The 12977-nt window shown below is 47.5% G+C and carries 9 protein-coding genes; 3 read left to right on the plus strand and 6 right to left on the minus strand.

Features of this window, described 5'->3' with window-relative positions:
* Nucleotides 1–2 precede the first annotated feature (2 nt).
* Entirely contained in the window at nt 3–947 is a 945-nt protein-coding gene (locus tag CP943_RS14895; RefSeq protein ID WP_020452371.1) for a cupin domain-containing protein, read from the plus strand.
* A gap of 42 nt (nt 948–989) precedes the next feature.
* Here CP943_RS14895 and CP943_RS14900 read toward each other — a convergent pair whose 3' ends face one another.
* On the minus strand, nt 990–1943 hold the full coding sequence (locus tag CP943_RS14900) for an iron-hydroxamate ABC transporter substrate-binding protein (RefSeq protein WP_020452372.1): 954 nt from the start codon (nt 1941–1943) through the stop codon (nt 990–992).
* 77 nt (nt 1944–2020) lie between these two features.
* A complete protein-coding gene (locus CP943_RS14905) occupies nt 2021–2920 on the minus strand; it encodes a LysR family transcriptional regulator (protein ID WP_020452373.1) in 900 nt (299 codons plus the stop codon).
* A 120-nt stretch (nt 2921–3040) separates the two neighbouring features.
* Between CP943_RS14905 and CP943_RS14910 the strand changes: the two genes are divergently transcribed.
* Together CP943_RS14910 and CP943_RS14915 are read left to right on the plus strand one after the other, a co-directional pair.
* The gene (locus CP943_RS14910; protein ID WP_025811072.1) at nt 3041–4258 is read left to right on the plus strand and encodes an MFS transporter; all 1218 of its coding nucleotides are present in this window, start codon (nt 3041–3043) and stop codon (nt 4256–4258) included.
* A 146-nt stretch (nt 4259–4404) separates the two neighbouring features.
* Nucleotides 4405–4788: a YoqO family protein gene (locus CP943_RS14915; RefSeq protein ID WP_039072889.1), complete on the plus strand. Its 384-nt coding sequence runs from the start codon at nt 4405–4407 to the stop codon at nt 4786–4788.
* Between the two features lie 24 nt (nt 4789–4812).
* Here the strand turns inward: CP943_RS14915 and CP943_RS14920 are convergent, their stop codons facing one another.
* The 4 genes from CP943_RS14920 to CP943_RS14935 all read right to left on the minus strand — a co-directional run bounded on the left by CP943_RS14920 (nt 4813) and on the right by CP943_RS14935 (nt 12831).
* Nucleotides 4813–8037 (minus strand): bifunctional cytochrome P450/NADPH--P450 reductase, encoded by a 3225-nt coding sequence (locus CP943_RS14920; RefSeq protein WP_105981112.1) that lies wholly within the window; start codon nt 8035–8037, stop codon nt 4813–4815.
* Nucleotides 8038–8070: 33 nt separating this feature from the next.
* Entirely contained in the window at nt 8071–8646 is a 576-nt protein-coding gene (locus CP943_RS14925; protein WP_023855364.1) for a TetR/AcrR family transcriptional regulator, read from the minus strand.
* A gap of 265 nt (nt 8647–8911) precedes the next feature.
* Nucleotides 8912–12055, minus strand: a complete 3144-nt coding sequence (locus CP943_RS14930; protein ID WP_105981113.1) for a S8 family peptidase — start codon at nt 12053–12055, stop codon at nt 8912–8914.
* A gap of 170 nt (nt 12056–12225) precedes the next feature.
* A complete protein-coding gene (locus CP943_RS14935; RefSeq protein ID WP_025811068.1) occupies nt 12226–12831 on the minus strand; it encodes a class I SAM-dependent methyltransferase in 606 nt (201 codons plus the stop codon).
* Nucleotides 12832–12977 lie beyond the last annotated feature (146 nt).

Consider the following 12977-nt stretch of genomic DNA (forward strand, 5'->3'; position numbering starts at 1 on the left):
CAATGCATTCTCAATTTGAAACCCGAGCCGAGCATTTGACGAAACATGCCCGTTTTTTCGAGTATACCACTGCCTCTGACCCGATTGGAAGCGGAATAATCAGTCCGATTCCTGTGAAAGAGTTCGGACCTGAATTGTATGAAACAGGTGAAACGCGGATCATCCCGCTGGACATCTCAGAAGAACTGAAGACGGAATATCCCGCTTCAAGCCCTTCCCTTCTCGCCCACTTCATCAAGATTCGTTCGGGCGACACGATTCACACCGCCCCCCGCGCGACAAGCGAACTATATTACATTGTCAGCGGCGCAGGGCGTACCGAAGCGGGCGAAGATACGATTCACTGGCAGAAAGGCGATTTTTTGACTTTGCCTGCCGGTTCAAGCAGCCAGCATACCGCAGCAGAAGATGCAGCCATTTATTACATCACCGATTCACCTCTCCTGCATTATTTGGGCGTAAAGCCGTCGGAATCCCGCTTTCAACCAACCATCTACACCGCTGAACAGGCAAAAGCAAAATTGGCTGAAGCGGCCGCCGCTCCTGACGCCCGTTTCCGAAACCGTATTTCCGTTCTTTTAAACAATGATATATTCGATCAAACGCTGACGATCACCCATGTATTGTGGGCGATGTTCGGCATCGTGCCTCCCGGCTCCAATCAAGCGCCCCACAGCCACAAGTCGGTGGCTCTCGATTTTGTCGCCTATGCCGCACCAGGGACGTACACATTAGTCGGAAGCAAAATCGATCCGGCCACAAAGGAAATCATCGATCCGAAACGGATTGACTGGGTAACCGGAAAAGCCTTCATTACACCGCCGGGATTATGGCATTCCCACCATAATGAGTCAGGTGAAGCGGCCTATATCATCCCCATCCAAGATGCGGGCCTGCAAACATACCTCCGGACACTGGATATTCAATTTCAGCATTATGAAAAATGAAAAAGCGGGAAGCCGGATCATTCTTTTCGGCTCCCCGCTTTTCTATTCGTTTTTCGCTTTCTTGGAAATCATGTCCGCGATTTCTTCGGCCTGCGCCTGAACAGCGTTTGGATCATACGGCCAGAACCTGTCCGGATCGAGGAAAAAGACCTTGCCTTTTTTCACCGCGTCAAGCGACTTCCAAACCGGATTGTCCTGATCAAGCTTTCCGTTGTATGATTCATCGACAAATATGTAGTCTCCGGCATATTTCGGCAGAACTTCGAAAGATATGGCTTTATATCCGTCAGCTGTATCAATAGCATCCTTTTTAACAGATTCAGGCGGCGTCAGTCCCAGCTGCGTATAGATCGCTTCTCCGCCCCGATACCCGTAGGCCCCGTAGACATACACAGATTTTGCATATGCGCCGATTAAAGAGAACGTTTCACCTTGTACAGATGCATCTTTGATTTTCGCACGGGCGGCTTTCATTTTTTGATTAAACGTTTTCGTCCACTCCCGAGCCTCCTTTTCCTTGCCGAGCAGCTTGCCAAACGTTTTCATTTCATCGCGTGCATCTTTAAACGTGCCGAACGGATAAACGACAGTCGGAGCGATTTTTGAGAGCTTTTCATATTCTTTTTTATCGTTTGTCATCGATACGATCAAATCGGGTTTAAGCTTAAGAATCTTTTCCACAGATACTGAAAAACCGTCTTTTCCCCCGATATTCTTTATTTCTGAAATATGATCTTTAATATAGGGACTTTCAAGATATTTCCCTGTTTCTCCAAGCGGCTTGATTCCGAATGCAAGCATTGTCCCGGCATATCCTATCGTAACGACGCGCTTCGGATTGGCCGGTACAGTGACATTTCCGTTGATTGTTTTCACCACTCTTGTTTTCGCTTCGTTCTTTGATGCCGTCTGTTTTTGGCCGCTTTGACAGCCTGAAAGAAAAACAGAAAATGCGAGTAAAACGGTCAATATATAAGAATACTGCTTTTTCGTCATGTTCAACCCTCCAATTGATAATAATTATCATTATCAATATACAGGATAATTGTCACCATGAGAAGTCTTTATTTGCTTTACGGCTGATCAGGCCGCTCATTCCGTCGATAGTATTCGATGACAAATTCTTTAAAGTTGCGTGCCGCCGGCGATAAATAATAGTCTTTCAAAACGGCGAGACCGATCGTCCTCTCAGAACGGTAGTCTGACACTCGGCAAAATGCCACCGGAGAATGGATATGTTCCGCCGTTTTCGGCAGGATCGCCGCACCGAGCCCTGCTGACACAAGGCCCAAAATCGTCGACACTTCTTCCCCTTCAAACGCAAGCTTCGGGCTGATGGACAGTTCCCGGCACATTTGATCAAACACATATCGAAGACCATAACCCGGCTTAAAACCGACAAAGTCCTCATGGGCAATGGATCTGATCGCGACTTCTTTCCGATCTGCGAGCGGGTGGTCGGCGGGAAGCACCAGGTAAAGCGGTTCAGTATCCAGCACCGTCCATTCAAGAAGTTCGTTTGGAAGGGGTGGTGAGCTGAGACATATATCAGCCTCGCCCGTCTCCACCATATGCTGAAGATGTTCATTTGCAGCCTGATACAGACGGAACGCAACATTCGGGTATTTCTTTTTAAAACCGGCAATCAGCTGCGGCATCAGGCGTGAACCAAGCGTATGCAAAAAAGATACCGAGATTTCCCCGGCATTCGGATTGACGCTTTCCCTGATTTGCTGGACGCCTTCGTCAAGAGCAAGGCGGGCCTGTTTCGCTTTGATAAGGAACTGCTCGCCGTACTTTGTCAGGCGGATCGATTTTGTTTTTCGAATAAACAGCGGGACGCCCAATTCTTCTTCAAGCTTTTTGATCGACCTGCTCAAAGCCGGCTGGGAAATCCTTTGTTCCAGGGCGGCTTTTGTAAAATGTTTATGCCTGCTCACGGCAATAAAATGGTCAATTTGATAGAGTTCCAATGCTCATCCGCTCCTTCATAACTAGAATGCATGATATTGATAGATATTATAAATTAGACACATCACAAATGAAAGCGTACCATGAAACATAGATTGTCATTCTGGAAAAGAGGAGCTACCATGACTTACATACAGCCGCATACGAAAGATTATCAAAAAGCAAGCATCGCTTTATTCATCAGCGGTTTTGTGACATTTGCCACGCTTTACACCACACAGCCGCTCATGCCTCTGTTTGCGGAGGAATTCGGCATATCGGCGGCAGCTGCAAGCTTAACTTTATCCATTTCAACAGGTATATTGGCTTTTGCATTACTCACGGCAGCAGCTTTATCTGACGGATTCGGCCGGAAGACGATTATGGCAATATCCCTGTTTGCGACATCTGTGCTCGGCCTCTTGACCGCCTTTAGTCCGAACTTCGCGGCGCTCTTGGTGATGAGAGGGCTGCTTGGCTTTTTCCTTGCAGGCGTACCCGCGATCGCCATGACTTATGTCGGAGAGGAATTTGATCCGCGAGGGCTCGGGAAAATGATGGGGTTATACATTAGCGGCACAAGCCTTGGAGGAATGAGCGGAAGGCTTTTGACCGGCCTTTTGACAGACTTGTTCAGCTGGCGTGCAGCGCTTGGAATCATCGGGGGATTATCAGTGCTATTAAGCTATTTGTTTTGGATTTTGCTGCCCCGGCCACAGCACTCCGCTAAGCGAAAAACGAGCATGAAAAAGGCGAGCCTCGCCTACTCTGCCGTCTTGATGAACAAACGGCTGCTGTCGATTATTTCACTCGGATTTCTATTAATGGGAAGCTTTGTTACGCTGTTCAATTATATCGGATTTCAATTGATGGGCCCTCCGTACAGACTCTCTCAAACTGTCATCGGGTTCATCTTTATCGTTTATTTGGCAGGGGCAATCAGTTCCGTTTATATGGGAAAGAAAGCCGACCGTTTTGGCAGCCCGCTGATGCTGAAAATCGGGATTGCCATTATCGCGGGAGGCGCATTGCTTACGCTTCTGCCTCAGCTTTCTCTGAAAATCGCCGGAATCGCTGTCTTTACATTCGGATTTTTCGGCTCGCATTCGATCGCAAGCTCCTGGGTCGGGCAGACGGCCGGCGAACAGCGCGTTCAAGCTTCCTCCCTTTATTTGCTGAGCTATTATCTCGGCTCAAGCTTAGCAGGGTCTTTCGGAGGCTTCTTCTGGACTCATTTTAAATGGCCGGGAATCGTCGCCTTCATTACCTTGCTGCTTTTGGCCGCTTATCCGGCAATTTTCTTTGCCGAAGCCAAAAGGAACAGGCGGCAAGACGATACACAGATCCGAAATAAAAGCTAAACTTTCTTCACCGCATGCCGATATTTAAACCAAAGCCAGCATGACGATTCCTCCTGAAGATCAGCCGTTTTTAGAATGAATAAATGCAGCCTGTCATGTTGGCTTTTCCTTTATCTCCCTCTATAATGGTTTGAGGGGGAATCATCTTGCTTAAAACAATTGGATTTAACGGATTTTTGGCATCTGCATGTTTGAATCTTTTTCTCAGGTTTGGGCTCAAAATAAACGGCACAGCGAATGATATCATCTCAATGGTCTCCCTGGTGTTCGTACTGATGTACGTATGGGGAGATTTGAAAAAACGAAGTGCAAAAACGCTCATTTTACAAGGGCTCGCTCTCGTCACCTCTGTGGCGTTATTGGTGTTTGTCATCATGAAAGGGCAAACATTCATTGATTCTCTGCCTTTTTTCGAGGGCTGGGAGACGCCGGCAAAATGGGGATATATTTTGCTCGTTTGGTTCTTGGGATTAAACCTTTTCATCTATATCAATGGAAAAATCACAAACTCTAAAAAAGAGGCATCCTGATAATTCAGAATGCCTCTTTTTGTTTTACGTTCTTGCGATGTGGTCCGCATTCACGTTATGTTGAGAAACGCCGCCGTCCCACACATCCTTTACATAGCGCCCTTCTTCCAAAAGTGCGGACAGCCAGCTTTCCGACTCTTCCTGACGCGCTCCCTGTACAATCCGATATGCCTCGCACAAAGCTTGTTCAACAGCGGGAGCCATGCGGCTTCCGTCTCCGCACACATACAGGCGGCCGCCTTTGTTCAACAAGTGAATCAGCATGTCTGCATCCTCTCTGAGCAAATCTTGCACATATGTTTTCGGACGGCCTTCAAGCCTGGAAAACGCTGTATGCAAATGGACGATTCCGTCCTTTTCCGCTTGCTCCAATTCGTCTCGATACAGAAAATCTTCATTCGGACGGCGGCAGCCGAAGTACAAATGCGCTTCACCGAGCTTTATCCCGGTTTCGCGCTGGATGCGGCGCGCCTGAAGAAATCCGCGGTAAGGTGCGATTCCGGTGCCCGGTCCGACCATGATCATCGGTGTTTCAGGATCTTCAGGAAGCCTGAAGCCTGACTGGGGCTCCCTGATGAAACAAGAAATCGCATCTTTCGGCTCAAGGCCTGCGAGATAGTTCGATGCAACCCCCTTATATTGCCCGCGGCCGCTCAATGCCGGTCCGCTTACGACAGAGACGGTGATGCTTGTTTGCCGAGGGTTAATCTGCGGCGAACTGGAAATCGAGTAATACCTCGGTTTTAGCGGAGGCAGAAGCGCCAGAAAGCGGGCGAACGGCAGTTCACAGGCCGGGTATTGCTCAAGCAGGTCAAGCATTGTCAGCCGTTTTTTCAACACTTGATTCTTATAGACGTCATCTTTCAGCAAATCTTCAAGCTCGCGCTGATGAGGCGGACATACAGTATGTGCCGCCAACTCGCGAATCTTGGCCCTTGCAGCCGGTTCCTGCAACTCGACACAATGTTGAAAAAGATCCTTGACATGAACGGGCCGCTCCAAAGGCAAATGTGATGCTTGACTCCGGCCGCTGATCATAATTTGTTCATTTCCGTTCAGCCCAAACCGCTGAAAAACGCGTTCAATCAGCACCTCGCTGTTTTGCGGAAGCACCCCGAGATGGTCTCCCTCCTGATATGCGGTACCTTCAGGAAGCGATATTTCAATATGCCTCGTGCTTCTCCCGCTCTCTTCACACTGCAGTTCCCGGTTTGCCGATATTTTCGCTGTAAACACTTGATAAGCTTTAGCCAGCGGCGAAGCCGCAGGTGCGCTTACAAACTCGACAGATATGGCTTGTCTGTCTGTTTCTGTTTGATTCGGCTCGGGTTCGGACAATGAAAATTCGGTTCTTAAAAGCGGCCACAGATCGTTTTTCCATGACTCAAACTGTCCTTCAAAATCATCGCCTGCATCCCCTTCTCCAAGCTTGTGCAGCCTTTGGGCGCCTCTTTTTTCCAATGCGCTGTCAATCAGGCGCGGAATCCGCTGGTAGGTGCTGGCCCAGCTCCGGTTACCGCAGCCGAATACCGCATATTTGACACCGTGCAAATCGCCTGTCTGATCATGCTCAAGCCAATGGACAAATTCCCTTGCGCAATCAGGCGGGTTTCCGTTATAGGAAGCCGTCACAATGATAACAGCCCCTTCTGCCGGGAGGTCGCCTGAATATTGATCAAGCTCCGCCGTCCGGCTTCGATATCCTTGCTCACGCGCTTCTTCAGCAAGCTCCTTTGCAACCTCTTCGGCTGTGCCGAGATTTGAACCGTAGAGCACAAGGAGAGGGGTTCCGTGCGTATTTTCCGCAGCCGGTGCGGAAGGCTTTTCTTCCTGCCGCTTGTTCTCTTCAGGTTGAGCACCCGGCGTCACCATCATTGCTTCTTTTTTCCTCGGCCTTACCCTGATTGTGAAGCCATCCGGTTTTAATGTCAGCGATTCTTTGATCTTCAATTGATAGTTTGCATGATCTTCAAGATCAAAGTACTGAAGAATCATGCCGAGCACAAGCGTCGCTTCGTGAAGGGCGAACTGCATGCCGATGCATGCCCTTTGGCCGTTGCCAAACGGTTTGTATGCGTGCGCCGGAATGCTGTCCATCTGCTCGAACCGTTCAGGCCGGAACGCCTCGGCATCTTCTCCCCAGACGCTTTGATCCCTGTGCAGTTTTGGGATGAGCACTGTGACGCTCTGGCCTTTCGGAATCAAGTATTTTCCCCCGATAACCGTTTCGTCTTTTGCGTAAAGAGAAAAAGCCGGCGCTGTCGGCCAAAGCCTTATCGATTCATTCAAAATCATTCGAATGTATTTCAGCTGCTGAACCTGTTTGTAGGAAGGAACGGGATCGGTCAGCACGCGGTCCGCTTCTTCATACGCTTTCTTAAGCTTATCCGGATGCTTCAGGAGCAGATAGATCGCAAACGATAATAAACCGCTCGTCGTCTCGTGCCCTGCGATCAAAAACGTAATGATTTGATAGCGGATATTCTCATCATCCAGTTTTTCGCCGGTCTCAGGGTCTTTCGCATGAAGCATAAGCGATAAAAGGTCATTTCCGCTTTCGCTGCCGGCCTGCTTCCGGTCAGCGATGATCCGGTCAACAAGAGAAAACATCGACTCAACATCGCTGTCAAACTGACGCTTCGTTTGGACCATCAGCTTATCCTGCAGCGGAAAGCGCTTCGTCTGTCTCATCGCTTCGCTCAAACCCCGGACCATGCTCTCGATAAACGGATGCTGCCCTTCGCGGTAGAAGCTGTTAAAGCGGTAGTTAAATCCGCATAAGCCGATCGTATCCAGCGTCAGCCGCGTCATATCATCCGGTACGTCAATACTTTCATCCGGATTGAGACGGGACCATTTTTGGATGAGCTGGACGGCGATGTCCTGCATCATGGGATGGTATCCCTTCATCGCTTTTTGGCTGAAGCTCGGCAGAAGGATATTGTGGGCTTTCCGCCAATTGGGTTCCTTCGTCCAGCTCGTAAACAGCCCGTCTCCGCTGAACTCGCGAACTTTCAATAGCCCCTTCCCCATGTTTTTGTCAAACCGGGATTCGTCAGAGACTTCTTTAACCAGTTCATGGCTGGACACAAATACCCCAATCGCATCTGCAAACTTAAATTGAAAGATAGGCCCCATCTCATCCGCGATTTTCCAAAGAGACTGGGAGACCTTGTTTTTGTCAAGCAAAGGCAGGTTGCCGAGCGGTCCGTAAGTTTTAGGGATTGGAATTCCATTTAACGTGTTCATGAAAATCATCCTTTCTGTTTTGAAAAAAGCTTTTCATCCATGATGTTTGACAGCATGCCAGGAACATTCTTCAATCTCTTTGATCAGTCCGGTAGGATCTTCGATTTCCCCGGCCCTTACCAATTTCTGAATATGAACGAACGCCCCGAATACCACAGCCGACAAGATGTGAGAAGGCAAGGGGCGAATCACGCCGGCCGCTTTCCCTTTTTCAAAAAATAAATAGACGAAATCCAGCAGTTCGTTTAAGACTTCACGGCTTTTCTCTGTCAGGTAATGAGAGGTTTTGTCAATTTCCAAAAAATAAAGCGCATGGACATTTTCCTGAGAAAACTCGAAAAGGCAGCGGAAAATATGCTGAAATTGTTTTTTTATCCCTGCTGAATCTTCAGGATAGTCCTCCTCAATCTTTTCTTTAAATCTCTTCACACTGTCTTGGAACAAGACGTTCACAAGGTCTTCCTTGCTGTCAAAGTAGCGGTAGATGGTGCCTGCACCGACGTTTGCCTTCTCGGCAATCATCGGAATGGTTGCGGCGTCAAAGCCACGGTCTGCGAAAAGGACGAGCGAAGCCTCGATAATCTTCTGATATTTGCTTTCCGATTCCATTGATTTTGCCCTCCAAGCCAGCGGAATGAACGTTCATTCCGCTTTTTCCAATACATTCACTTTTTGACAGAACACTCGAAAATTCCTTTTTTAATATAAAATTTTTTAAAAGAAAACAAAAAAAGGGAGAATAGACCCAACTGTTGACATGAGTTGAAATTCATAAATCGAATGGAGGCAGTGCGGCTGTTTAATAGTATTCTTATATATTAATTTCGATTAAAAAAGAGGAACTGATATGTCATCAGTTCCCTCTGCCATCGGATTATTTTGCTTGTTTGACTTTTAATATGCTCGCTTTGCTCGTATTGCCGGCTTTATCTTTTGCAGTGACCGCTAAAACAGTGTTTGCCTTTTGTTTTTTTATTTTAACGGAGAACGCGCCTTTTTTATCGGCCTTTCCGGTTCCAAGCGTTTTCTTTCCTGCTTTGATGGTGATGGCGGCGTTTGCCTCTGCTTTCCCCTTAACGGCCGTGCTCTTGTTTGTTACTGTATTCACTTTTGGCGCGGGCGGGGGAGTTTTGTCAAGCACAGTGACGGCTTTCGCTTTGCTGACATTCCCGGCTTTATCCTTTGCTGTTACACTGATGACCGTTCCGGCTTTTTGCCTGCTGATTTTCAGCTTGTATTCACCTTTGCCGTTCGCTTTACCGGAAGCGATCGTCTTTCCTTTTACTTTTGCGCTGACTTGCGCGTTTGCTTCTGTTTTTCCCTGAATCACCGTACTTTTATCGGAAACCGGATAAACTTTCGGGGCGCCTGGCGGGATGACATCAGCAACCGTCATTTTAACATCGCCGCTTTCTCTGTAGTCATCAGCAGATGCGGAGACATACAAAACGGCATATTCTTTTTGCTTATTGATGTTCACTTTAAACGCTCCGGATGCATCCGCTTTGCCTTGCGCGATCACTTTTTTGGACGCGTTTTTCACTTTGATCGTGTAGCCGGCTGCCGTTTTCCCCGTTACGGCAGTATCTTTGTTCGTGATGCGTTTGACAGAAGGGTTTTTCGGCGCTTTTTCCACGACGGTTCTGAGCAAGGCTTCCGCCTGATAACCCGATGCCGCGACATGAAGAACTTGCCCCGCCTTCTGGGCCGGAATTTTCACTGAAAACGCGCCTGATTTTCCGGCTGTTCCCGTGCCCAATACTTGCTTCCCTCGCAAGATTTTGACCGCCACACCGCTTTTGGCTGTGCCTGTCACTGCCGTATGGCGGTTTAAAACGGGATGAACCTTCATGTTCAGCTCAAAAACGCTGGCTGCGTGATAAACATTCAGCCTCCCCCACCCGGAAACGAAATCATAACCAGGGATTTGAGCAGCCGGTTCTACATCCAGATCATAGTCCGGGTTGGGATTATCCTGTTCTTCAAATGCCACATCTGCTGTCGTCTCGGTCAATAGCTTTGCGACTTGCTTTGGTTTCAAAGATGGATTCTGTGACAAAAGAAGTCCTGCTGCAGCTGCAACATGCGGCGCCGCCATGGATGTTCCGCTCATATAAGTGACATTTCCGTCCGGAACGAGGCTTGGAATATCGGTTCCCGGCGCCACCATATCGAGACCTTTTCCATAATTGGAATAGTCCGAGACGAGATCGAGGTTATTGGTCGCCCCGACTGAAAGCGTATATTTCGAAGATGCCGGGTACGAAATCTCCGACACTCCGTCATTGCCGGTGGCGGCAACGATCGTCACATTTTTGGACGCCGCGTATTTGAGCGCATATTCCATCACCCTGCTGTATGGTCCGCCAAGGCTTAAATTAATGACTTTTGCACCGTGGTCGGCAGCATAGATGATGCCGTTGGCAATCTGTTCCGTATCTCCGCTTCCTGAAGAATCCAGCACTTTGACAGGCAGGATTTTGGCATAGGCATTGATTCCCGCCATTGAAAAATGGTTGTCTTGCGCAGCTGCGATGATGCCTGACACGTGTGTGCCGTGGCCATTGTCATCCATCGCGTCCGCGGTGCGGCTGATATAGTTATAGCCTTCGTCTTTTTTGACGCTGCCGCTTAAATCGGCAAGCGTATGATCAACACCCGTATCGACAACGGCGATTACTGTATCTCTCAGCTTTTTGCCTTTCATCAGTTTTTGAAGCTGTTCAAATTGTATGTCTGCATTCGCAGCACGGTTTTTGCCGTTATTTTTGAGCGACCATTGATATGGATACTGGGTGTCCACTGACAGTGCTTCATATTGCTGAACCTGTTCGACGAATTCCACTTCAGGCATCTTGGCGATCTTGGCTGCTGCCGTCTGATATTGCTTTGCCGCCGTTTTGAATCCGGCTGAACGGCTTTCCTTCATTTCCACAACGTACATATCTTTAAATTTCGTTTTACTTTTACCAAGTGGTTCTAATGCCTTGACGCCGGAAGATTGGGCTTTAGATTTGAAAGAACCCAGTTTTTTGCCGTCTTTCAATTTTACAATATAGCGTTTTTCAGGGGCGCTTGATGTAGCTGTCGCCATCCCCGCTTTCTCCAGCACAGCCGATACTTTGCTGCCTGTTAATTGTTCGATGCCGATGTCTTTTGCCACTTGATCCAGCTGTTTTTTCAGCGACTCGGGAACGGACTCGCGCGATGTTTCGTACAGACGGCTGATCGCTTTTTGATCATCATTCGTAATGGTGTATGCGCTCTCTTTTCCGTTTTTTGCGACATCGGAAAACAGCGGCTTCAGCTGCACCAAGTCTTTGTAGACACTGTCTCTCATCGATTTGTTAAAGAGCATTTTTGCGCTGATGAATGGAGCTGCTTTATAGTAAAGGGAAGACAGCTCTTTTCCTTTTTCAGTTTTTGAAAGAACTTCATCCCTGATCGTTCTTAACTGTTTTAATATGCCCTTGCCGGTTTCCCTTTCGGAGACGCTTAATTCTGCGGGACACTCTTCTTCCGCCTCCTGGTTTGCCGGAGGCAGGGTGACGCCTTCATAGCTGATGGTGTAAGAAATATCTGTAATTGAAGTGGTTTCGTTTTCCTCATCATGGTGATTTTCTACTTTTATGTAGTAAGGACCTTTCCAGGCAATCGGAAAATCGATTAAAGCGGGATTATTTTCATAGGAGTAGCCGTTGTATCTGTCAAACGTTTGGTGATCAGCTGCGTTTTCCAGGCTGGAGTAAACGGAAATGTTCAGCTCTGCATCTGATTTCAGTTTAACGCGGAAATGCGTGTGGTTTGCGATTTCCTGATTTGAAGGATTGATTTTATACCAATGCACCTCATCATCGCTTTGAAATGACGCTTCAACTGGGGACGCGCCGGTCAGTGTGGTTTCGTTAATCGGAACGCTGTCTTCGGCCGCCATAGTCTTCGGTAGAGGCAGCTGGCCAAAAATCAATGCAACAAGGAGAAAGAAAGCAATTGAACTTTTCACGATCCTTTTGTTCATAAATACCTCCGGAAAATATAGTAAAAACGTTCACTTTGATATTAAACCATGTTTGCTATGTTATTGGAATACTTTTCTTTAAAAATCAAAAATATGATATTTAAGATCCGGTTTCAACTCTATCAAACATAAAAAATCCCTCTCGTATGAAAGGGATGATCGTACAAAGCTCACGATTTTACCGCAGAAATGCAGCAGTCATTTTCGTTCATATGTACCGTGATGTCTCTGAAATGGCTTTCTTCAAGCAGTTGCTTGATTTGCTCTTCTGAGTATAAGGAAAAGCCTTTTGTTTTTTTCGATTTTTTCATTTGCCCTTCCAGATGGACGGCGAGAAACAGCGTGCCGTCAACCTGTAAAACACGGTAAATTTCTTTTAATGCTTGTTTGAAATCCGTCCAAAAATAAAGGGTGTGGACTGAATATACTTTATGAAAAGAACGGTCCGGATAAGGAATGTTTTCGGCATGGCCGAGCTTCAATTCGGCTTTTCCTTCTTCTTTCATATGACGGATTCGCCGCATCCCTTGCTTGACCATGCTTTTTGAAGCGTCTATGCCGCAGGCTTTGCCGCTTTCAAGCATCTCCGCGATCTGATAAAGCGCCGCGCCGCTTCCCGTTCCGATTTCAAGGATGCGCTCATGCGGACAGACATCCATTAAATTGATGGTCCATTCGTTTATATCATGATTTCCGTTTTCCATATATGACGCGACCCATTTCGACAAAATGCCTCTCGGGCTCCGCAATTGTTTTCCAAGCCATTGTTCAAACACGTTATAACACCTGCTTTAATATCTAATTAGCCCGGTTTTTCAGGTTGCAAATCGTTCAAACGGGCCTTTCACCACTCATATCGGTCAATAAACCGAATATTAAAAGCATTAGCAAAAATAACTGCATTCTTTTGTTACATTCCATA

The sequence above is a fragment of the Bacillus paralicheniformis genome (assembly GCF_002993925.1).
Taxonomy (GTDB): domain Bacteria; phylum Bacillota; class Bacilli; order Bacillales; family Bacillaceae; genus Bacillus; species Bacillus paralicheniformis.

Bases quoted from the DNA above. Each gene is read 5' to 3' on its own strand.
- CP943_RS14895 (WP_020452371.1), top strand. From the start codon at position 3: ATGCATTCTCAATTTGAAACCCGAGCCGAGCATTTGACGAAACATGCC.
- CP943_RS14900 (WP_020452372.1), bottom strand. From the start codon at position 1,943: ATGACGAAAAAGCAGTATTCTTATATATTGACCGTTTTACTCGCATTT.
- CP943_RS14910 (WP_025811072.1), top strand. From the start codon at position 3,041: ATGACTTACATACAGCCGCATACGAAAGATTATCAAAAAGCAAGCATC.
- CP943_RS14920 (WP_105981112.1), bottom strand. From the start codon at position 8,037: ATGAACACGTTAAATGGAATTCCAATCCCTAAAACTTACGGACCGCTC.
- CP943_RS14925 (WP_023855364.1), bottom strand. From the start codon at position 8,646: ATGGAATCGGAAAGCAAATATCAGAAGATTATCGAGGCTTCGCTCGTC.
- CP943_RS14930 (WP_105981113.1), bottom strand. From the start codon at position 12,055: ATGAACAAAAGGATCGTGAAAAGTTCAATTGCTTTCTTTCTCCTTGTT.